The sequence below is a fragment of the Micromonospora sp. NPDC047467 genome (genome assembly GCF_040643095.1).
GTDB lineage: Bacteria > Actinomycetota > Actinomycetes > Mycobacteriales > Micromonosporaceae > Micromonospora.
The window spans coordinates 521,743-542,254 of the sequence record NZ_JBEYTO010000004.1 but is presented as its reverse complement, the minus strand read 5'-3'; the positions used below and the strand labels follow the sequence as shown (position 1 = coordinate 542,254).

The window sequence follows — 20,512 nt, the reverse complement described above, 5'->3', positions numbered from 1 at the left end:
CGCCTCCGTTACCGGGTCTGCTCCAGCCAGGACGCGTACAGCAGGCCGTAGACCGAATCGGCGTCACGGACCAACTCGTCATGCGGGCCGCGCTGCACGATCCGCCCCCGGTCCACCACGATCACCTCGTCGGCCGCCTGCGCCGTGGAGAGCCGGTGCGCGATCGCGAGCGTCGTACGCCCCCGCGTCACGGCCTCCAGAGTGCGTTGCAGACGCACCTCCGTCGCCGGATCCACCGCGCTTGTCGCCTCGTCCAACACCAGCAGATCCGGGTCCGCCACGTACGCCCGAGCCAACGCGACCAACTGCCGCTCCCCGACGCTGAGCGCCTCACCGCGCTCACCGACCGGAGTGTCCAGGCCGGCCGGCAGGCCATCCAGCCAGTCCGCCAGGCCCAGCTCGGTGAACGCGGTGCTCAGCTGCTCGTCGGTCAGGTCCGGCCGGGCGAAGCGGACGTTGTCCCCCACCGTCGCGTCGAAGAGGAACCCGTCCTGCGGCACCATCACCACCCGGGACCGCAGCGATTCGAACCGAACCTGCGACAACGGCACCCCCGACAGCAGCACCGCACCCGCCGACGGGTCCATCAACCGGGTCAGCAGCTTCGCGAAGGTCGTCTTGCCGCTGCCGGTCTCCCCCACCACCGCCACCCGGCTCTTCGCCGGGATCTCCAGGTCGATGTCGTGCAGCACCGGTGGGCCACCCGGATAGGCGAACCGCACCCCGGCGAACCGGATGTCCAACGGACCACCCGGCAGATCCCGCCCCTGCTCCCCCGGGTCGGCCACGTCCGGAGCGACGTCCAGCACGTCCAGCACCCGCCGCCAACCCGCGATCGCGTTCTGCGCCTCGTTCAGCACCTCCGTGGCGATCTGCACCGGCTGGATGAACAGCGTCACCAGGAACAGGAACGCGGTCAGCTGCCCGATCGACAGCGTGCCGTCCACCCCCAGCGTCACCCCGAGCACCACCACGCCGGCCAGCGCCACCCCGGCCGCCAGCTCACCGACCGAGCTGCCCACGATGCTGATCCGGATCGCCCGCTGCTGGGCCTGACGCTGACTGTCGATGGCGTCGTCCAACCGCCGCGCGGTACGCCCCGCGATGCCGTACGCCCGGATCACCGGCGCGCCCACCACGCTCTCACCGATCGCGCCCAGCAGCGCCCCGGTGCGCTGACGCACCGTCGCGTACGCCGCGCCGAGACGGCGCTGCAACTGCCGGATGATGAACACCGCCGGCAGGAACGCCACCAGCACCACCAGGGTCAACTGCCAGGAGTACGCCAACATGACGGCTGTCGTCACCACCAGCTGACCCAGGTTGACCAGCAGGATCACCCCGCCCCACTGGAGGAACTGGGTGATCTGGTCGACGTCGCTGGTCACCCGCGAGACCAACGAACCACGCCGCTCCGACTGCTGGTGCAACATCGACAGGTCGTGCACATGCCGGAACGCCCGCGTCCGCACATTCGCCAACGCCGTCTCGCTGACCGTGAACAGCCGACGCATCATCAGGTAACCGCAGACCGTGGTGACCGTGAGGATCGCCGCGGTGATCGCCGCCACCGACCAGACCACGTTCAGGTTCAGGCCACCGATGATGCCCCGGTCGATGCCCTGCTGCACCGCCACCGGCACAGCCACCCGGCCCACCATGTAGACCAACGCCAGGGCCAACGTGACCGCGAGCCCCGTCCGCAGCTCCGGCGAGAGCGCCAACCCGCGCCGGAACGTCTGCCAGGTCGTCTCGGACTTCGCCGCCCGCTCATCAGTCTGCGCGCTCACCGAACCGGCCTTTCGTTCGCGACTGCGGGGTTCCGCTGCGCTGCACTCCTCGCACTCACCGGGCTTGCCTTTCGTTCGCGACTGCGGGGCTCCGCTGCGCTGCACTCCTCGCACTCACCGGGCTTGCCTTTCGTTCGCGACTGCGGGGCTCCGCTGCGCTGCACTCCTCGCACTCACCGGGCTTGCCTTTCGTTCTCGATCTCCAGGCCCGACGGCAACGGCGCGACCTCGTCGTACGCGCGCTCCTGCGCCCGTTCGACCTCCGCCTGCTCGTAGGCGGTGACCAGGTCCACGTACCCGGGCACAGTCGCCAGCAACTCGGTGTGCGTGCCCCGGGCGACCACCCGGCCCTGCTCCACGTAGATGACCTCGTCGGCCAGCGCGATGGTCGCCCGGCGGTACGCGACGACCAGGATCGACGCGGCCGGCGCTCCCGGCTCGCCCGCCGACGAGCGCAGACCGGCCAGGATGGCCGCCTCCACGCGCGGGTCCACGGCGCTCGTCGCGTCGTCGAGCACCAGCAGACGTGGGCTCCCCGCCAACGCACGGGCCAGGGTGAGCCGCTGCCGCTGCCCACCGGAGAGCGAGGTGCCGCGCTCACCGACCATGGTGTCCAGTCCGTCGGGCAGCGCCGCGACGAACCCGTCCGCCTCGGCCAGCCGCAGCGCCGCCCAAACGACCTCGTCATCGATGCCCGGCCGGTCGAGGGCGATGTTGGCGCGGACGGTGTCGTCGAAGACGAACGGCACCTGCGCGACCAGGGCGACCGTGCCCGCCAGCGACGCCGCCGTCAGGTCCCGCACGTCCACCCCGTCCAACTCGACGGTGCCGGCGTCCGGGTCGACCAGGCGCACCGCCAGCGAGGCGATGGTGGACTTGCCGGCGCCGGTCGGCCCGACCAGGGCCACCGTCCGGCCGGCGGGCACGGTGAAACCGACCTCGCCGAGCACCTGCGCGCCGGTCTGGTGCGCCTCCGCCGGCGGGTACGAGAAGTGCACGTCCGTGAAGGTGAGGGTGGCCGGGCCGGAGATGGCCGGGTCGAGCACGCGCGACCCGTACGGCATCTCGCCGGTGGCGTCGAGCACCCGGCGGACCCGGTCCCAGCCGGCGACGCTGCGCGGCAGCTCGGCCAGCACCCAGCCGATGGCCCGCACCGGGAAGGCCAGCACGGTGAAGAGGAAGGCGACGCTGACCAGCTCGGTGACGCTGATCGCGCCCTGCCGCAGCCGGAACGCCCCGACCACCAGCACCGCCAGGGTGCCGAGGCTGGGCAGGGTCTCCAGCAGCGGGTCGAAGACGCCGCGCAGCCGGCCGACCGAGATCAGCGCGTCCCGCAGTTCGCGGGCACGACCGGCGAACCGGGCGGTCTCCTGCGCCTCGCGGCCCATCGTCTTGACCACCAGCGCGCCGTCGAAGCTCTCGTGGGCGATCTCGCTGACCTCGGCGCGCAGCCGCTGCGCCCGGGCCTGTCGGGGCGCCATCCGGCGGGAATAGACCACGTTGAGCGCGAACAGCGCGGGAAAGACCGCGAGACCGACCAGGGCGAGCGCCCAGTCGGTGGCGAACAGCGAGACGATCGCGCCGACCAGCATCACCAACGTGCCGACCGCGAAGGGCAGCGGCGCGATCGGATACCAGGCCGCCTCCACGTCGGAGTTGGCGTTGGAGAGCAGCGTGCCGGTGGCGTTGCGGTGGTGCCAGGACAGCGGCAGGTCCAGGTACCGGCGGGTGACCCGGCGTCGGTAGGCGGCCTGGAGGCGGTACTGCATGTAACCGGCGCCGAGCCGGCGGCCGAAGATGCCCACCACCCGCAGCACGCTGATCCCGAACAGCGCGACCGCGGCCAGCGCCAGGGTGCCGGTGGCCACCTGGCCGCGGGCGATGGCCGGTATCACCACGTCACCGACGACCCCGCCCACCACGTACGCGCTGGCGATGACCATCCCGCCGAACAACACGCTGCCGACCACGGCCACCGCGAATATCCGTGGCTGTTCCCGGATCGCCTGCCGGAGGACTCCCAGCCCTCGGCCGAGCACGTCCCGACTTGTCCCGCTCGCCACGCCATCCCCCGCCGTAAGCCACAATTATCTCCCTCATCCTTACCGGTCTCCGCCAACACGACGACCCGGACCGGATATGTCGACGGTCACGTACCGGACGGCGCGCCAACCGGGAATATGCCCGACGCGCGGTGCGGGGCATCCGGGCCTACGATCGGGCCATGCCGCCGCGGTACGCCCGAGCCGAGCGCGAGTCGCTGGCCGATCTCCTGCTGGCCCTCGGGCCGGACGCCCCGACCATCAACGAGGGCTGGGCGACCCGTGACCTCGCCGCGCACCTGGTGCTGCGTGAACGCCGACCGGACGCGGCCGGCGGGATCCTGCTGGCGCCGCTGCGCGCGTACGCCGAACGGGTCCGTCGGCGGATCGCTGCCCGGCCCTACCCGGAGCTGGTGGCGCAGGTGCGCCGGCCGCCGGTGTGGAGCCCGGTCAGCAACCCGTTGACCGACGAACTGGTCAACACGGTGGAGTTCTTCATCCACCACGAGGACGTGCGGCGGGCCGCATCGGGGTGGCAGCCGCGCGAGTTGCCACGTGGCCTGCAGGCCACGCTCTGGAAGCGGGCCGGCCCACTGGCCCGGATGACGCTGCGCCGCTTTCCGGCCGACCTGTACGTCCAGGCGCCCGGTTACGGCGAGATCTCCGTCGGCCGTGGCGGCGAGCCGCTGCGGTTGGTCGGCGCCCCGGCCGAGTTGACTCTGTTCCTCTCCGGGCGGCAGAGGGTGGCCCGGGTTCAGCTGGATGGTCCGGCGGCGTCCACGCGGCAACTGCGTGACGCCAGCCTGGGTATGTGACTGTCTGTACCGAATCGGTCGCGGAACTTCCACGGATTGCGCACTCCCAACGATGCGCAACGATGCCTTCTCCCGTACGCTTCACCGCGCCGTTCCGCGCCGGGGCGGCATGAAGTGGGGGCGGAGCATGCGTAGTTTCGCGATTTCGGCGCTACGGGAACCTTCCTTTGTGGGAGGGCGCCATCAGGCCACGGACCGGGTGGCGAACGAGAGCGTCGAATGGGCGCGCACGTTCGGGCTGGTCGATTCCGGACATCGGGTTCATCGATTGCAACGGGCGGATGCCGCCGGCCTAGCCGGCCGGGCCTGCCCAGACGGGCCAGTGGAGGGGGTACGGCTACTCGCCGACCTGATCTCCTGGCTCTTCGTCATGGACGACGCCTGCGACGAGGACGGCCTCGGGACCAACCCGGGCCGGTTGGCGCCGGCCATCGGGGCTCTCCTCGACGTGCTGGACCGGTGCGGTGATCCGGCCGCGCCACCGCCGACCGGAGCCGGTCCGCTGGGGGCCGCGCTGCACGATCTGTGCCGCCGGACCCGGGCGCAGGGCCGCTCGGCGCTGCTGCTGCGGTTCGTCAGCCAACTGCGCGAGTATCTGCTGGCGCTGCTCTGGGAGGCGGCCAACCGGGAGCGCCAGCGGGTCCCCGGGGTCACGGAGTACGTCCAGCTGCGGCGACACATCGGCGGCGTCCACCCCTGCCTCACCCTGACCGACCTGGCGTCGGGGCGACCACCGGGGCCGACGCGGCGCGCCGATCCGGCGCTGACGGCTCTGGACCTGCTGGCGGTCGACCTGGTCTGCTGGTGCAACGACCTCTTCTCCTACGGCAAGGAGAGTCGTTCCGACCCGGACGCGCACAACCTGGTGACGGTCATCGCCCAGGAGGGCGGTCTGGATGAGGCGGACGCGCTGCGAGCTGCCGCGGACCGTTTCAACCGAGGGTTGGCGGCGTACCTGGATGCCGAGGAGGCGCTGCTGGCCAGCGGTGACGACGGGCTGCACGAGCCGCTCGCGTCCCGACGCAACTGGGTGCGTGCCACCTACGACTGGTCAGTGATGGCTGCCCGGTACGCCTGAATCATCGGAACCGGTTGGTGGGACGGGCAGCCGCATGATCTCCAGGGCTAGCCGATGCACGGTGCCAGGCAATACTCTTCGGTAACCGTTTGACGTGACGACCGTCACGCCACCACCCCCGAAGGCGGCTACAGCGATGGCTCTCGATGTACCGTACCGCTCCATCCCGGACATGTTTCTCAAGCGCGTGTCGGCGACCCCCGACCAGCACGCCTTCGCGTCACCACTGCCCGACGACTCGGGCCCCAACTGGCTGACCTGGGAGCAGGTCGGTCAGCGCGCCAAGGCGGTCGCCGCCGGCCTGCACGCGCTCGGCGTCGGCCAGGAGGATCCGGTCGCGATCCTCGCCAGCACCCGACTGGACTGGGTGGTCGCCGACCTCGGCATCATGTGTGCCGGTGGGGCGACCACCACCGTTTATCCGACCACCGAGCCGGGGGACGCGACGTTCATCATCGCCGACTCCGGCTCGCGGGTGCTGTTCGCGGAGAACCCCGCCCAGGCCGCGAAGATCGCGGGAGCGGCCCTGCCCGCGCTGACCCACGTGGTGCTCTTCGACGGTGCCGCCGACCCCGCCGCTGCGGTGCCCCAGCTCACCCTCGCCGAACTGGAGGAGCGGGGCGCCGTCGCGCTGGCCGCCGAGCCGGATCTGATCGACATGCTCGTGGCCGGCATCGGCCCGGACCACCTGGCCACCCTGATCTACACCTCCGGCACCACCGGTCAACCCAAGGGCGTCGAGCTGCTGCACGGCGGCTGGTGCTGGGAGGCTGTGGCGCAGGCCGAGGTCGGGCTGCTGCGCGACGACGACCTGCAGTACCTGTGGCTGCCGCTGGCCCACTCGTTCGGCAAGACGCTGCTCTGCGGCGCCATCCACGTCGGGCTGCCGACCTACGTCGACGGTCGGGTGGAGAAGCTGGTCGACCTGTTGTCGGTGATCCGTCCGACGCTGATGTGCGGCGCTCCCCGGGTGTTCGAGAAGGTCTACAACCGGGCCGTGACCACCGCGCAGGGCGCCGGTGGCGCGAAGGCGAAGATCTTCGCCTGGGGCGTCCGGGTCGGCAAGGAGAAGGTGGCCCTGGAGCAGGCCGGCAAGCCGGTGCCGGGCGGGCTGAAGCTGCGGTACGGGCTGGCCGAGAAGCTGGTTTTCAGCAAGCTCCAGGCCCGCCTCGGCGGCCGGATGCGGGTGCTGGTCTCCGGTGCGGCTCCGCTCAGCCCGGAGATCGCCACCTTCTTCGCGGCGGCGAACCTGCCGATCTCCGAGGGCTACGGCCTCACCGAGACCAGCGCCGGCAACTTCGTCAACCCGCCGTCGGGGCTGCGGATCGGCACGGTGGGCCAGGCGATGGGTGACCTGGAGTGCCGGATCGACACCGACGGCGAGATCCTGGTGCGTGGTCGGCCGGTGATGCGCGGCTACCACAACCTGCCGGAGGAGACCGCCGCCGCGTTCACCGAGGACGGCTTCTTCCGTACCGGCGACATCGGCACCCTCGACGAGCAGGGCTACCTTCGGATCACCGACCGCAAGAAGGACCTGGTCAAGACCTCGGGCGGCAAGTACATCGCGCCGTCGCACATCGAGGGGATGTTCAAGGCTATCTGCCCGTACACCTCACAGGCGGTCGTGGTCGGTCAGGCCCGCAACTTCTGCACGATGCTCGTCACGCTGGACCCGGACGCGATCCAGGGCTGGGTCGCCGGCGGCCCGCTGGAGGGGCGCAGCTACACCGAGATCGTGACCTCGCAGGAGGCCCAGACGATGGTCGAGGAGTACGTCGCCCAGCTCAACGCCAAGCTCAACCGCTGGGAGACCATCAAGAAGGTGGCGATCCTGCCGCGTGACCTGACCATCGAGGACGGCGAGATCACCCCGTCGTTGAAGATCAAGCGGCGTGGGGTGGAGAGCAACTTCGCCAGCGAGATCGACAAGATGTACTCGGGCACCCTCGCAGAGCTCTGAGTCGACCGCCGGTGGCTCGGCACCGCTCGGGTGCGGAGCCACCGGCGACTCAGCCGGCACAGGCGATGGTCGGGGCTCAGGCGACGGGTCGGGCTCAGGCGATGACGGAGGGCTCTCGCCACCGCTGCCGGCCGGCGCGGTCCAGGTCGTAGCGGACCGTGGCGATCCGCCCCACGGCCTCCACCAGGTCGGTGGCCGGCAGGGTGAACGGCAGCCGCAGGAAACGCTCCAGGGTGCCGTCCAGACCGAACCGGGGGCCGGGCGCCAAGCGGACTCCGACCTCCTCGGCGGCCCGGGCCAGCGCGCTGGAGACCGGGCCGTCCAGCTCGGCCCAGAGTGTCACGCCGCCGCGCGGGATGCTCACCCGCCAGTCCGGTAGCTGGTGCGCCAGCGCGCCGAGCAGCGCGTCGCGTTGGGCGGCGAGTTGGACCCGGCGGGCCGCGACGATCGCGGCCGCGTCGTCGAGCAGGTGCACCGCTACCAGCTGGTCGAGCACCGGGCTGGACATGTCCACGCCGACCCGGACGGCGGCCAGTCGCTGCACCTGCGGCGCGGAGGCGCGGACCCAGCCGATCCGCAGGCCACCCCAGTACGGCTTGCTCATCCCACCGATGCTGACCACCCGGGAGTGCCGGTCGAACGCGGCCATCGGCGGGGGCAGCTCGGTGCCGTCCAGCGGCAGGTCCACGAAGGACTCGTCGACGATCAGGTCGGTGCCGACGGCGTGGGCGGCGGCCACCACCCGCTCGCGCAGCGCGGACGGCATCAAATGCCCGGTCGGGTTCTGGAACTCCGGGATCAGGTAGGCCAGCTTGGGCCGGGTCTGCCGAAGGCTGCCCAGCAGCAGGTCGGGCTCCCAGCCGCCGGCGTCGACGGACAGCCCGTGGGTGGTGATCCGGGCCCGCCGGCCGGCCAGGGCGGCGAGCGCGTTGGGGTACGTCGGGGACTCGACCAGCACGCTCCCGCCGGGGGGCAGGGCGAGCCGCAGCACCAGGTCCAGGGCGTGCTGGGTGCCGCTGGTGACCATGATCTGGTCGGCCGAGGTGGGCAGGCCCCGGGCGGTGTAGCCGTCGGCGATCGCCTCGCGCAGCTCGATGATGCCGGTCGGGTGGTAGCCGGCCCCGCCCAGATAGCGGGGCAGGTCCTCGGTGGCGGCCCGAGCCGCGCCGAGCAGTTGCGGCGGGGCGGCCAGCGCGGCGACGCCGAGGTCGATCATCTCCCGGTCGTCCAGCGGGGTCCAGAGCCCGGTGCTGGCCACCCGGTGGTTGGCGGGCAGCATCGTCCAACTGCCGGCGCCCCGACGGCTGGCCAGGTGCCCGGTCTCGCGCAGCTCCCGGTAGGCGGCGGTGACCGTGGTACGGCTGATCCGCAGCGCCTCGGCCAGCTCTCGCTCGGCCGGGAGGCGGACGCCCAGCGGCAGCCGGGCGTCGGCGAGCAGCCCGCGCACCGCGCCGGCCAGGGCCGCGTAGTCGGGGCTGCGGCGGCGGCCCGGCAGGGCATGCCACTGCCCGAGCAGGCGGGCCAATTGGACGCCTCTCACCTGACCTGCCATAGCCACTCCTCGGATATTGGCTTCTTCCTCCGGGAGGATTGGCACCTAGGGTGGCATGCATGGCACTGATTGGCAATCTGCGGCATCGGCCGGTGCGGCGACTCACCCAGCTCTACGTCGGGCTCGTCCTCTACGGGGTCAGCATGGCCCTGATGATCCGCTCCGACCTGGGCCTCAACCCCTGGGACGTATTCCACCAGGGGTTGTCCGAGCTGACCACGCTCTCCTTCGGCACCGTCACGATCCTCGTCGGTGTCGTGGTGCTGCTGCTCTGGATCCCGCTGCGACAGCGGCCCGGCCTGGGCACGGTCAGCAACGTGGTCGTGATCGGTCTGGTCGTGGATGCCACCCTGGCCCTGCTGCCAGGCGGTGGACCGCTCGGCGTGCGGATCGCGCTGCTGATCACCGGGATCGTCGGCAACGGCGCGGCGACCGCCCTCTACCTTGGCGCCCATCTGGGCCCCGGCCCGCGCGACGGGCTGATGACGGGCTTCGTGGCCCGTCGGCCCGGTCGGTCGGTCCGGCTGGTGCGTACCGCCATCGAGATCATGGTGCTCGCGCTGGGCTGGCTGCTCGGCGGCACGGTAGGCGTGGGCACCCTCGCCTACGCGCTGGCCATCGGCCCGTTGACGCAACTGTTTCTCCCGCTGTTCGCGGTGCCCACACCGAACACCGCCGCAGACCACCCGACGGACGCCACTCCCACACCGGCCGCTGCCGCAGAGCACCCGTCGGACACCGCTCCCGCACCGGCCGCGGACCAGCGATCGGACGTCGCCCTCGCACCCGGCACCGCCGCGGGCAACGCGGTAGGCGCCGCGCCGGACGCGGGTCACCCGACGGACGCCGCGCCCGCGCCGGGCAGGCAGAGCGTCGGGCCGTCCGCCACGGAAGGTGTCGAGCCGGTGGCGCCGACCGGCTGAGCCCTCACCGACGGTCCCCGGGCCGGCACGCCACGGGGTGTAATAGCGCACGTTCGCGGGTGGGTGTTCCCTTCCGCGACGCTCGCCGTCATCATCTCTGCATGGGGGACAACGGTTGGCGTTGGACGGACGCCTGGATCTTCGTGTCGCTGGTGATCGCGAGCGGAGCCGGGCGGCACCGACGGTCCGCGACCAGCCGCCGTCCGGAGGGCGTCCGTCTGACCGACGTGCTGTCCACCGCCGACCACCTCAACCACGCGATTCCACAGCGGCACGAGGTGGAGGCCGCCGTCCAGCGGTTGGTCGGCGCCGGGCTGGTCACCGTCGCCGACGGCTGGTTCCGGATCACCGCCGAGGGCGAGCAACTCTGGCGTTCCCGGCCGCGCGCCGGGGTGGCGACCATGGTGGACACGGTGCAGGGTGTGTTGAGCCGCCGCCGCGAGCCCGGTCGCGCCGACTGGATCCTCGACGAGGAAGATCACGCGGCGGCCGTGCAGGAATACACCGTCCGCTCGATCCCCACGCCCCGCCGGTCACCGGAGGGGCACCCCGGCGGGCACTGACTGGGCTCAGCGCACCGGGTGACCGCTGCGGCGCAGCGCGTCCTTGACCTCGGCCACGGTCAGCTCACCGAAGTGGAAGACGCTGGCGGCGAGCACCGCGTCCGCGCCGGCCCCGATCGCCGGCGGGAAGTGCCCCACCTCGCCGGCGCCGCCACTGGCCACCACCGGCACGTCCACCACAGCCCGCACCGCGCCGATCAACTCCAGGTCGAAGCCCGCCTTGGTGCCGTCGGCGTCCATCGAGTTGAGCAGGATCTCCCCCGCGCCCAGCTCAGCGCCCCGCCGCGCCCACTCCACCGCGTCGATGCCCGTGCCACGCCGACCGCCGTGCGTGGTGACCTCGAAGCCGCTGGGCGTGCCGCCGGCCGGCGCGCGGCGCACGTCGAGGGAGAGCACGAGCACCTGCCGGCCGAACCGGTCGGCGATCTCGGCGATCAGCTCCGGTCGGGCGATGGCGGCCGTGTTCACGCCGACCTTGTCGGCGCCCGCGCGCAGCAGCGTGTCGACGTCGGCGACCTGCCGGACCCCGCCACCGACGGTCAGCGGGATGAAGACCGACTCGGCGGTGCGGCGCACCACGTCGAGCATGGTGCCCCGGTCGCTGGACGACGCCGTGACATCGAGGAAGGTCAGCTCGTCGGCGCCGGCCCTGTCATAGGCGGCGGCCAGCTCCACCGGGTCGCCGGCGTCACGCAGGTCGAGGAAGTTGACCCCCTTGACCACCCGTCCCGCGTCCACGTCCAGGCAGGGGATCACGCGCACCGCCACCGTCATGCCGCGAGCCTATCCTCCGCACGCGGGGCGGTGGCAGACCTGTGAGGCCGGCCACCACCCCGCGTCGGATCGGGACTCACACCCGGACGAGCATCTTGCCGAGGTTGTCGCCGCGCAGCAGGCCGAGGAACGCCGCCGGGGCGTTCTCGATGCCGTCCACGATCGTCTCGTCGTAGGACAGCGTGCCCTCGCGCAGCCAGCCGGCGACGTCACGGACCAGCGCCTCGCGCAGGTGGCCGTGGTCGCCGACCAGGAAGCCGCGCAGCGTGAGCCGCTTGCCGATGACCAGCGCCAGGTTGCGCGGTGCGGCCGGCGGCTCGGTGTCGTTGTACTGCGCGATCATGCCGCAGATGGCGGCCCGGCCGTGCAGCTTCATCGCCGAGATCGCCGCCTCCAGGTGGTCGCCACCGACGTTGTCGAAGTAGACGTCGATGCCGTCCGGGGCGGCCGCCCGCAGCGAGTCACGGACCGGGCCGTCGTGGTAGTCGAACGCGGCGTCGAAGCCCAGCGCCCGCAGCCGTTCGACCTTGGCCGGCGAGCCGGCGCTGCCGATCACCCGGCCGGCGCCCTTGAGCTTGGCGATCTGACCGACCAGGCTGCCCACCGAGCCGGCCGCGGCGGAGACGAAGACCGTCTCGCCGGGCTTCATCGCGGCCACCTCCAGCAGCCCGGCGTACGCCGTCAGACCGGGCATGCCCAGCACGCTCAGGTACGCGCTGACCGGGGCGAGGCTCGGGTCGACCTTGCGGGCGGAGCTGGCGTTGAGCAGCGCGTACTCCCGCCAGCCCAGCCCGTGCAGGACGGTGTCGCCGACGGCGACGTCCGCCGCCTCACTGGCCACCACCTCGCCGATCGCGCCCCCGTCGAGCGGCGCGTCGAGGGCGAACGGCGGCACGTACGACTTGACGTCGTTCATTCGCCCGCGCATGTACGGGTCGACGGACATGTACTGGTTGCGGACCACGATCTGGCCCGGGCCGGGCGTCGGCACGTCGATCTCGACGAGCCGGAAGGTGTCCTCGGTCGGCCAGCCGTGGGGGCGGCTGGCCAGGTGGATCTCGCGGTTGCTGGTCACGGGGTGGGTGTCCTCTCGTCCGCGGTCGGGGGCTGGGCGGGCGACGTCACGCGGGCAGGGTCTCGCGGACGGTCAGCGCGACGTCGATGTTGCCGCGGGTGGCATTGGAGTAGGGGCAGACCTGGTGGGCCTGCTCGACGATCTGCTCGGCGGTCTCGCGGGACACCGCGGGCAGGTCGATGACGAGCTGCACGGTGAGCCCGAAGCCACCGCTGCCGCTCGGGCCGATGCCGACCTCGGCGGCGACGACGGAGCCGGTCACGTCGGCCTTGGCCCGGCGGGCCACCAGCCGCAGAGCGCCGTGGAAGCAGGCCGCGTAGCCGGCGGCGAAGAGCTGTTCGGGGTTGGCGGCGCCACCGGTGCCACCCATCTCCTTCGGCACGGCGAGGTCGAGCGTGAAGGTGCCGTCGGAGGTCTCGACGTGGCCGTTCCGGCCGTCGCCGCTGGCCGTCGCGGATGCGGTGTAGAGAACCTGCATGATGCTCACTGCTCCTTCTGTCGATGGATGGTGTCGGTGACCCGGGTGAGGGTGTCGCGCAACGCGACAAGCTCACCGAGGCCCAGCCCGGTGGCCTGCGCGATCCGCAGCGGGACGTCGCAGAGCTGCTCCCGCAGCGCCCGGCCCGCCTCGGTGAGGCCCACCTCGACCCGCCGCTCGTCGCGCGCCGACCGCCGCCGCACCACCAGGCCCGCCGTCTCCAACCGCTTGAGCAGCGGGGAGAGGGTGCCGGAGTCGAGCCGCAGCTCGGCGCCCAGCTCGGAGACCGTGGGGGCGTCGTCGGGGCGTTCCCAGAGCACCAGCAGCACCAGGTACTGCGGGTAGGTCAGCCCGAACTCGTCGAGGATCGGCCGGTAGACGTCGGTGAGGGCGCGCGACGCGGCGTAGAGCGCGAAGCACACCTGCCGGCGCAACAGCAGATCATCGGTCACCGGGGAACCGTAGCCCACAATTAAGTTGCGCACAACCTATCGGGCCGCGGATCGGCCGGAACGACGGTCACCGCCGGGCCGACCTCAGCGATCGCCGAGGTACGCCTCCAACTCCACCTCGACCAGATGCTCCGGGTCCAGCAGACCGGCCACCACCACCAACGTCGCGGCGGGCCGCACCGCGCCGAAGACCGCGTTGTGCGCCCGGCCCACCTCATCGGCGTGCAGGCGGTCCGTCACGTACATCCGGGTCCGGACCACGTCGCCCGGCTCCGCCCCCACCTCGGCGAGCGCGTCCAGCGCGATCCGCAGCGCCTGCGCGGTCTGCGCGGCGGCGTCACCGACGTGCACCACCCGACCCTCCACGGTGGCCGTGCAGCCCGCCGTGAAGGCCCGGTCGCCGGCCCGGACCACCCGCGAGTAGCCATACTGCTGCTCCCACGGGCCGCCCGAACCGAGGCGGGTGACCGTCACGCCTCGGCCAACGTCCGCAGCGCCTCGGCCACCGTGAAAGCACCCGCGTAGAGCGCCTTGCCCGCGATCACACCCTCCACCCCGAGCGGCGCCAGCGTGGACAACGCCCGCAGATCGTCCAACGTGGACACGCCACCCGACGCGATCACCGGCCGGTCGGTACGAGCACACACCTCGCGCAGCAGCTCCAGGTTCGGCCCGCGCATCGTGCCGTCCTTGGTGATGTCGGTGACCACGTACCGGGTCGCGCCCGCCTTGTCCAGCCGCTCCAGCACCTCGTACAGGTCGCCGCCGTCGCGGGTCCAGCCCCGCGCCGACAGGGTACGACCGCGCACGTCCAACCCGATGGCGACCCGGTCGCCGTACTCCCCCAACACCCGGTCACACCACTCCGGGTCCTCCAGGGCGGCGGTGCCGATGTTCACCCGCGCCGCCCCCGTGCCCAACGCCGCGCGCAGCGACTCGTCGTCGCGGATGCCACCGGACAACTCCACCTTCACGTCCAACTGACGCACCACCTCCGCGAGCAGGTGCGCGTTGGTGCCCCGACCGAAGGCCGCGTCCAGGTCGACCAGGTGGATCCACTCGGCGCCGTCCTGCTGCCAGGCCAGCGCGGCGTCCAACGGGTCACCGTAGATGCTCTCGCTACCGACGGCGCCCTGCACGAGCCGGACAGCCCGGCCGTCGGCGACATCCACGGCGGGTAACAGGGTGAGGCTCAAGGTCTTCTCCTCGATCAGGTACGGCGGTCCAAGGCGATCACCACGATCGCCGGCAGTACGAGCAGCAACAGCACGATCAGCGCGATACGCAACGCCAGGTTGTCGACGAACGTCCAGATCAGAATCATCGCCGCCCCGGTGAGCAGCACGATCGCGGCCCGCTCACCCCGGGTGTGCCGGGCCAGCCGACCCGACCGGCCCCGCCGCACCTGCGGCGTCAACCGGCGAACCAGCGCCCGACGGCGCTGCCGGCGGGCCACCCGACGCTGCCGGACCACCCGTTCCCGGGCCAGCACCGCCTCCCGCTCCGCGCGGCGACGGGCGCGTTCCCGGCTCACCGCGACACCCCGCGACCAGGCAGCGGGCGACTGCGCTCAGTCACCACTGGGCAGCGTGGCAAGCCAGTTGCGCAGCAGCGCGGCACCGGTGTCGGCGGACTTCTCCGGATGGAACTGAGCAGCCGACAGCGGCCCACGCTCCACCGCGGCCACGAAGTCGGTGTCATGGTGGGCCGTCGTCACCGTGGCGCCGGACGCCGCCAACGCCGCCGGGTCACCCATCGCGTACGAGTGGACGAAGTAGAAGCGGCTCCCAGCTGGCAGGCCCGCGAACAGCACCGAACCCCGGGCTGCCCGCACCGTGTTCCAGCCCATGTGCGGCAACCGGGCAGCGGCCAGACGGGTCACCCCACCGGGCAGCAGACCCAGCCCTTTGGTCACCACCCCGTGCTCCTCGCCGTACTCGAAGAGCACCTGCATGCCCACACAGATGCCGAGCACCGGCCGGCCCGCCGCGACCCGCTCGGCGATCACCGGGCCCGCGCCGAGCGCCTCGATGCCGGCCATGCACGCCGCGTACGCGCCCACGCCGGGCACCACCAGACCATCAGCGGCAGCCGCCGCGGCGAGGTCGTCGGTCACCCGCACGGCCGCCCCGGCCGCCGCCAACGCCCGCTCCGCCGACCGCAGGTTGCCCGAGCCGTAGTCCAGCACCACCACGTCACTCATCGTGCGCTCACCCGTCCCCCGGCAGCAGCCGCAGCACCCCGGCGACCGTGGCGAGCACCGCGAGCACCGCGGTGATCAGCACGGCGACCTTCGGCGCGCCCTGCCGGTACAACGACCAGGTGCCACCCACCAGCACCCCGGCCAGGATCAGCAACAACGTCGGCAACGCGCCACCCATTAGAGAGCACCCTTCGTGCTCGGAATCGCGCCCGCCGCCCGCGGGTCGATCGCGGTGGCCTCCCGCAGCGCCCGCGACACCGCCTTGAACTGCGCCTCCACCACGTGGTGCGCGTCCGGGTGACCACCCGGGCGGGCCGCCCGCAGCACGTCGACGTGCAGGGTGACCCGGGCCGCCTGACCGAACGACTCCCAGATGTGCCGGGTCATGCTTGTCGCGTACACCGGCCCGATGTACGGCGCGAGCAGCGGCTCGTCGTGCACCACGTACGGCCGGCCGGACAGGTCCACCGCGGCCCGCACCAGCACCTCGTCCATCGGCACCGTCGCCGACCCGTACCGCCGGATGCCCGCCTTGTCGCCCAGCGCCTGGTCGAACGCGGCGCCCAGAGCCAGCGCGGTGTCCTCCATCGTGTGGTGCGCGTCGATCTCCAGGTCACCCACGGTCTGCACGGTCAGGTCGAAGCCGCCGTGCCGGGCGATCTGGTGCAGCATGTGGTCGTAGAAGCCCACGCCGGTGCTGATCTCGGCCGTCCCGGTGCCGTCGAGGTCGATCTCGACGAGAACCTTGGTCTCCTTGGTGATCCGCTCCACCCGGGCGGTCCTGCTCATGTCTTGCCTTTCGGTCGCGACTGCGGGGCGCGCAAGCTCACAGTCTCCATCGCGCTAAGGAAAGCATCGGTCTCAGCCGGGGTGCCGGCGGTCACGCGCAGCCAGCCCGGCAGGCCGACGTCGCGGACCAGCACCCCCTGTTCCAGCAGGGCACGCCAGGCGGTCGCCTGGTCGCCCCCCACCTCGAACAGCACGAAGTTGGCGTCGCTGTCGGCCACCCGAAGACCGCGCCCGCGCAGCGTCGTCACGATCCGGTCCCGCTGCACCATGATCGCGCTCACCGTACCGAGCAGGGCGTCGCGGTGCGCGAGCGCCGCGCGGGCGGCGGCCTGGGTCAGCGCGGACAGGTGGTACGGCAACCGGACCAACTGCACCGCCTGGACCACCGCCGCGTCGGCAGCCAGGTAACCCAGCCGGCCGCCGGCGAACCCGAACGCCTTGCTCATCGTCCGGGTGACCACCAGCCGCGGATGCCCGGGCAGCACCGCGAGGGCGCTGACCGTGCCGGGCCGGGCGAACTCGGCGTACGCCTCGTCGACCACCACCATGCCTGGTGCCGCGTCGAGCACCGCGGCGACCACCGCGGGGTCCAGTGCGGTGCCGGTGGGGTTGTTCGGCGAGCAGAGGAAGACCACGTCGGGCCGGTGCTCGCGGACCTGGGCCACCGCCTCGTCGGCGGTCAGCCCGAAATCGACGCCGCGCCGCGCCGGCACCCACCGGGTGCCGGTGCCGAGCGCCAACAGCGGGTGCATCGAGTACGCCGGCACGAAGCCGAGCGCGCTGCGACCCGGGCCACCGAACGCCTGCAGCAGCTGCTGCTGGATCTCGTTGGAGCCGTTGGCCGCCCACACCTGCTCGACGCTGAGGTCGTGCCCGAGATAGTCGGCCAGGTCGGCGCGCAGCGCCACGGCGTCGCGGTCCGGATAGCGGTTCAGCTCGCGCAACTCGGCCGCGAGGGCCTTGCCGATCGCGTCGACCACCGGCTCCGGCACCGGGTAGGAGTTCTCATTGGTGTTGAGCCGCACCGGCACGTCCAGCTGCGGCGCCCCGTACGGGGTCAGCCCGCGCAGGTCGTCGCGGATCGGCAGGTCGTCGAGGCTCGTCACGCCGGCCCTCCCGGGAAGCGGGCCTGGACGGCCTGGCCGTGCGCGGGCAGGTCCTCCACGTTGGCCAGGGTGACCACGTGCGGGGCCACCTCGCGCAGGGCGGCCTCGGTGTACTCGATCAGGTGCACACCGCGCAGGAAGGACTGCACCGACAGACCCGAGGAGTGCCGGGCACAGCCACCGGTGGGCAGCACGTGGTTGGAGCCGGCGCAGTAGTCGCCGAGCGACACCGGCGACCAGGCGCCCACGAAGATCGCCCCGGCGTTACGCACCCGCAGCGCCCACTCCCGCGCGTCGGCCGTCTGGATCTCCAGGTGCTCGGCCGCGTACGCGTCGACCACCCGCAGCCCCGCCTCAAGATCGTCGACCAGCACGACGCCGCTCTGCTCACCGGTCAGCGCGGTGGTCACCCGCTCGGTGTGCTTGGTGGCCGGCACCTGCCGGGCCAGCTCCCGCTCGACCGCCTCGACCAACGCCAGCGACGGGGTGACCAACACGCTCGCGGCGAGCGGGTCGTGCTCGGCCTGGCTGATCAGGTCGGCGGCGACGTGCGCCGCGTCGGCGGTGTCGTCGGCCAGGATGGCGATCTCGGTCGGCCCGGCCTCGGCGTCGATGCCGACCACGCCGCGCAGCAGCCGCTTGGCGGCGGTCACCCAGATGTTGCCCGGGCCGGTGATCAGGTCGACCGGCTCGCACCGCAGCTCACCGGCCGGGTCGACCGCCGAGCCGTAGGCCAGCATCGCCACCGCCTGGGCGCCGCCCACCGCGTAGACCTCGTCGACGCCGAGCAGCGCGCACGCGGCGAGCACCCGGGGGTCGGGCAGGCCGTCGTTGTCCTTCTGCGGCGGGCTGACCACCACCAGCGAGCGCACCCCGGCCGCCTGGGCCGGCACCACGTTCATCACGACGGTCGACGGGTACATGGCCAGCCCGCCGGGGACGTAGAGGCCGACCCGGTCGACGGGCAGCCACCGCTCGGTGACCGTGCCGCCCGGCACCACCTGGGTGGTGTGGTCGGTGCGCCGCTGGTCGTCGTGCACGCGACGAGCCCGGCTGATCGACTCCAGCAGGGCGGCGCGTACGGCCGGGTCGAGCACCCCCTCGGCCTCGGCGATCGCCTCGACCGGCACCCGCAGCACCTCCGGCGAGACACCGTCGAACCGTTCGCTTGCCTCCCGGATCGCCGGGTACCCATGCTCGCGGACCGCCTCCACGAGCGGCTTGATCCGCTCGACGGCCACGGACACGTCGAGCTGGGCACGGGGCAGCAGGCGGCGCGGGTCACCGAGGCCACCGCGCAGGTCGATCCGATTCAGCACGCTTGCGAGTCTAGGCGGCGGGCCGGCCGCCCACCCGAGCTGCCCGGTCGGCGGGACGGTGAGCCGGACCACGCCGTCGCGGGCGGTATTGGTTAGGCTCGACCACGTGACCGCACGGCTGCCGGTGTTTCCGCTCGCAACGGTGCTCTTTCCCGGGTTGGTGCTGCCACTGCACATCTTCGAGGAGCGCTACCGCGCCCTGGTCCGGCATCTGGTCGACCTGCCGGAGGGCGCGCCGCGCGAGTTCGGGGTGGTCGCCATCCAGGCCGGGTGGGAGGTCGCGGCCACCGGGCCCGGTGGCCGCCCGACGCCCGGCGTGGGCGAGGTCACCCTGCACGAGGTGGGCTGCACCGCCGAGCTGCGCCAGGTGACCGAGTTGGACGACGGCGGCTTCGACATCGTCACGGTGGGCCGACGCCGGTTTCGGATCGCCGAGGTCGACGAGGCCGCCGCGCCCTACCTGACCGCCGAGGTCGAGTGGCTGCCCGAGCCGGCCGGGCCGGACGAGGTGGCCGACCTGCTGGCGGCGCGGGTGATCTCGGTGTTCCGGCAGTATCTCGGGCTGATCCGCGCTGACCCGGAGGAGATCTCCGAGCAGCTGCCGGAGGACCCGACCGTGCTCTCCCACCTGGTGGCGGCCACCGCAGCACTGACCGTGGACGACCGGCAGCGGCTGCTGGCGATCGACGACACCGCGGCCCGGCTCCGCGCCGAACTGCGGCTGCTCAACCGCGAGGCGGCTCTGCTGCGCCAGGTGCGGGCGGTTCCGGTGCCGCTGGCGGAACTGGCGTCCCCGCCGACGCCCAACTGAGGGCCGCCGGGTCGGGCTCGGGCCGCAGCGACGGCCAGCGTGACCATCCGGCCAGCAGCGTGTACGTGACGGCGGCGCCGAACGCCGGCAGCAGCAGGTTGCCGTGCGGCACCGGCAGCACCCCGAGCAGCCAGTCGACCCCACCGGCACGCAGGTCGGCGGGTTTGGTGAAGGCCTGCCCGGCGGGGGCGGTGTCCAGCAGCCGGTCGTAGGTCCCCAGGCCGATCCGGCGCCCCACCTGCCAGGCCACGGGCGCGGCGGCCAGCGCGCCCAGCACCGCGCCGAGCAGCCCGACGGGGCCGCGCCAGCGCCGCAGCAGGAACCACAGGGCGAGCGCCGCGAGCACCCCGAAGGCCAGCCCGACGAGGCTGAACCAGCCGTCCGCGGCGATCGGCTGCTCCGGCTGGGGCTCGGCGTAGATGGCGCCTTCGGCGGTCTTGAGCACCGGAGTGTCCGGCGCGAGCGCCGCCCAGAGCAGCCCGAGGGGCGCACCCAGCACGGCCAGCGCGAGCGCGGCGCCGAGCACCGTCGCCCCGATCCGGCCCGGTCGGCGCGGCGGGCCCACCGGGAGGGGGCCGATGAGCCCGTCGGTGTCCGGCGGCGTACCGCTCAGGCTCTGGTCCTGGGCGAGCGGTTCCGCGGACGCCGGGGGTACGGACGGCTCGTCGCCGGGCGGCGCGGGCCGATCGGATTCGGGACTGTCGGGGTTCACCCGATGATCCTCTCAGCTCGCCGCCCGGGCCGTGCACGGTCGTCGGCGCTCCCGCCGATGACGTGAC

21 protein-coding genes and 1 pseudogene are annotated in these 20,512 nt (G+C 72.6%); 6 read left to right on the top strand and 16 right to left on the bottom strand.

The genetic code is table 11. The annotated features are described in order from the left end of the window. Positions 1 to 8: 8 nt before the first annotated feature. A complete protein-coding gene (locus tag ABZ780_RS15000) occupies positions 9 to 1,790 on the bottom strand; it encodes an ABC transporter ATP-binding protein (protein WP_357486323.1) in 1,782 nt (593 codons plus the stop codon). A gap of 173 nt (positions 1,791 to 1,963) precedes the next feature. After that, positions 1,964 to 3,853 carry an ABC transporter ATP-binding protein gene (locus ABZ780_RS14995; RefSeq protein ID WP_357486321.1) on the bottom strand — a complete coding sequence of 630 codons (1,890 nt, stop codon included), beginning with the start codon at positions 3,851 to 3,853 and terminating at the stop codon, positions 1,964 to 1,966. A 161-nt stretch (positions 3,854 to 4,014) separates the two neighbouring features. On the opposite strand from ABZ780_RS14995, the gene ABZ780_RS14990 reads away from it, so the two are divergent. The 3 genes from ABZ780_RS14990 (at position 4,015) to ABZ780_RS14980 (ending at position 7,688) form a co-directional block, all read left to right on the top strand. Further along, positions 4,015 to 4,647: a TIGR03085 family metal-binding protein gene (locus tag ABZ780_RS14990; RefSeq protein ID WP_357486319.1), complete on the top strand. Its 633-nt coding sequence runs from the start codon at positions 4,015 to 4,017 to the stop codon at positions 4,645 to 4,647. 322 nt (positions 4,648 to 4,969) lie between these two features. After that, on the top strand, positions 4,970 to 5,725 hold the full coding sequence (locus ABZ780_RS14985; RefSeq protein ID WP_357011055.1) for a terpene synthase family protein: 756 nt from the start codon (positions 4,970 to 4,972) through the stop codon (positions 5,723 to 5,725). 136 nt (positions 5,726 to 5,861) lie between these two features. After that, positions 5,862 to 7,688 (top strand): long-chain fatty acid--CoA ligase, encoded by a 1,827-nt coding sequence (locus ABZ780_RS14980; protein ID WP_357486317.1) that lies wholly within the window; start codon positions 5,862 to 5,864, stop codon positions 7,686 to 7,688. A gap of 94 nt (positions 7,689 to 7,782) precedes the next feature. Here ABZ780_RS14980 and ABZ780_RS14975 read toward each other — a convergent pair whose 3' ends face one another. Next, positions 7,783 to 9,240 carry a PLP-dependent aminotransferase family protein gene (locus ABZ780_RS14975; RefSeq protein WP_357011051.1) on the bottom strand — a complete coding sequence of 486 codons (1,458 nt, stop codon included), beginning with the start codon at positions 9,238 to 9,240 and terminating at the stop codon, positions 7,783 to 7,785. A gap of 59 nt (positions 9,241 to 9,299) precedes the next feature. Here ABZ780_RS14975 and ABZ780_RS14970 point away from each other — a divergent pair. Continuing rightward, positions 9,300 to 9,887, top strand: a pseudogene (locus ABZ780_RS14970) (hypothetical protein); the annotation flags it as partial. Positions 9,888 to 10,264: 377 nt separating this feature from the next. Next, complete coding sequence (locus ABZ780_RS14965; RefSeq protein WP_357486316.1) at positions 10,265 to 10,726, top strand: hypothetical protein; 462 nt, start codon at positions 10,265 to 10,267, stop codon at positions 10,724 to 10,726. Between the two features lie 6 nt (positions 10,727 to 10,732). Here the strand turns inward: ABZ780_RS14965 and hisF are convergent, their stop codons facing one another. The 12 genes from hisF to hisD all read right to left on the bottom strand — a co-directional run bounded on the left by hisF (position 10,733) and on the right by hisD (position 18,922). Continuing rightward, positions 10,733 to 11,500 carry an imidazole glycerol phosphate synthase subunit HisF gene (gene hisF, locus ABZ780_RS14960; protein WP_357011045.1) on the bottom strand — a complete coding sequence of 256 codons (768 nt, stop codon included), beginning with the start codon at positions 11,498 to 11,500 and terminating at the stop codon, positions 10,733 to 10,735. 76 nt (positions 11,501 to 11,576) lie between these two features. Further along, positions 11,577 to 12,575 carry an NADP-dependent oxidoreductase gene (locus ABZ780_RS14955; protein ID WP_357486314.1) on the bottom strand — a complete coding sequence of 333 codons (999 nt, stop codon included), beginning with the start codon at positions 12,573 to 12,575 and terminating at the stop codon, positions 11,577 to 11,579. Positions 12,576 to 12,621: 46 nt separating this feature from the next. Then, the gene (locus tag ABZ780_RS14950; RefSeq protein ID WP_357486413.1) at positions 12,622 to 13,053 is read right to left on the bottom strand and encodes an organic hydroperoxide resistance protein; all 432 of its coding nucleotides are present in this window, start codon (positions 13,051 to 13,053) and stop codon (positions 12,622 to 12,624) included. A 5-nt stretch (positions 13,054 to 13,058) separates the two neighbouring features. Beyond that, positions 13,059 to 13,505: a MarR family transcriptional regulator gene (locus ABZ780_RS14945; protein ID WP_357011041.1), complete on the bottom strand. Its 447-nt coding sequence runs from the start codon at positions 13,503 to 13,505 to the stop codon at positions 13,059 to 13,061. A gap of 84 nt (positions 13,506 to 13,589) precedes the next feature. Then, a complete protein-coding gene (locus tag ABZ780_RS14940) occupies positions 13,590 to 13,979 on the bottom strand; it encodes a RidA family protein (RefSeq protein WP_357011039.1) in 390 nt (129 codons plus the stop codon). Next, the gene (priA, locus tag ABZ780_RS14935; RefSeq protein ID WP_357486312.1) at positions 13,976 to 14,701 is read right to left on the bottom strand and encodes a bifunctional 1-(5-phosphoribosyl)-5-((5-phosphoribosylamino)methylideneamino)imidazole-4-carboxamide isomerase/phosphoribosylanthranilate isomerase PriA; all 726 of its coding nucleotides are present in this window, start codon (positions 14,699 to 14,701) and stop codon (positions 13,976 to 13,978) included. The genes ABZ780_RS14940 and priA overlap by 4 nt, the downstream gene beginning before the upstream one ends. A gap of 14 nt (positions 14,702 to 14,715) precedes the next feature. Beyond that, the gene (locus tag ABZ780_RS14930) at positions 14,716 to 15,039 is read right to left on the bottom strand and encodes a hypothetical protein (protein ID WP_357011035.1); all 324 of its coding nucleotides are present in this window, start codon (positions 15,037 to 15,039) and stop codon (positions 14,716 to 14,718) included. Between the two features lie 36 nt (positions 15,040 to 15,075). Then, a complete protein-coding gene (gene hisH, locus ABZ780_RS14925) occupies positions 15,076 to 15,708 on the bottom strand; it encodes an imidazole glycerol phosphate synthase subunit HisH (RefSeq protein ID WP_357011033.1) in 633 nt (210 codons plus the stop codon). A 7-nt stretch (positions 15,709 to 15,715) separates the two neighbouring features. After that, positions 15,716 to 15,886, bottom strand: a complete 171-nt coding sequence (locus tag ABZ780_RS14920) for a hypothetical protein (RefSeq protein WP_357011031.1) — start codon at positions 15,884 to 15,886, stop codon at positions 15,716 to 15,718. Next, positions 15,886 to 16,497, bottom strand: a complete 612-nt coding sequence (gene hisB, locus ABZ780_RS14915) for an imidazoleglycerol-phosphate dehydratase HisB (protein ID WP_357011029.1) — start codon at positions 16,495 to 16,497, stop codon at positions 15,886 to 15,888. The genes ABZ780_RS14920 and hisB overlap by 1 nt, the downstream gene beginning before the upstream one ends. Continuing rightward, entirely contained in the window at positions 16,494 to 17,603 is a 1,110-nt protein-coding gene (locus ABZ780_RS14910; RefSeq protein ID WP_357486310.1) for a histidinol-phosphate transaminase, read from the bottom strand. The genes hisB and ABZ780_RS14910 overlap by 4 nt, the downstream gene beginning before the upstream one ends. Further along, positions 17,600 to 18,922 carry a histidinol dehydrogenase gene (hisD, locus tag ABZ780_RS14905; RefSeq protein ID WP_357486308.1) on the bottom strand — a complete coding sequence of 441 codons (1,323 nt, stop codon included), beginning with the start codon at positions 18,920 to 18,922 and terminating at the stop codon, positions 17,600 to 17,602. The genes ABZ780_RS14910 and hisD overlap by 4 nt, the downstream gene beginning before the upstream one ends. A 106-nt stretch (positions 18,923 to 19,028) precedes the next feature. Between hisD and ABZ780_RS14900 the strand changes: the two genes are divergently transcribed. Beyond that, positions 19,029 to 19,733 (top strand): LON peptidase substrate-binding domain-containing protein, encoded by a 705-nt coding sequence (locus ABZ780_RS14900; RefSeq protein ID WP_357011023.1) that lies wholly within the window; start codon positions 19,029 to 19,031, stop codon positions 19,731 to 19,733. On the opposite strand, the gene ABZ780_RS14895 is transcribed toward ABZ780_RS14900, so the two are convergent. Then, positions 19,648 to 20,445, bottom strand: coding sequence for a DUF2567 domain-containing protein (locus tag ABZ780_RS14895; protein ID WP_357486306.1), 798 nt, complete (start codon positions 20,443 to 20,445; stop codon positions 19,648 to 19,650). The two genes, ABZ780_RS14900 and ABZ780_RS14895, sit on opposite strands and share 86 nt — an antisense overlap. Positions 20,446 to 20,512 lie beyond the last annotated feature (67 nt).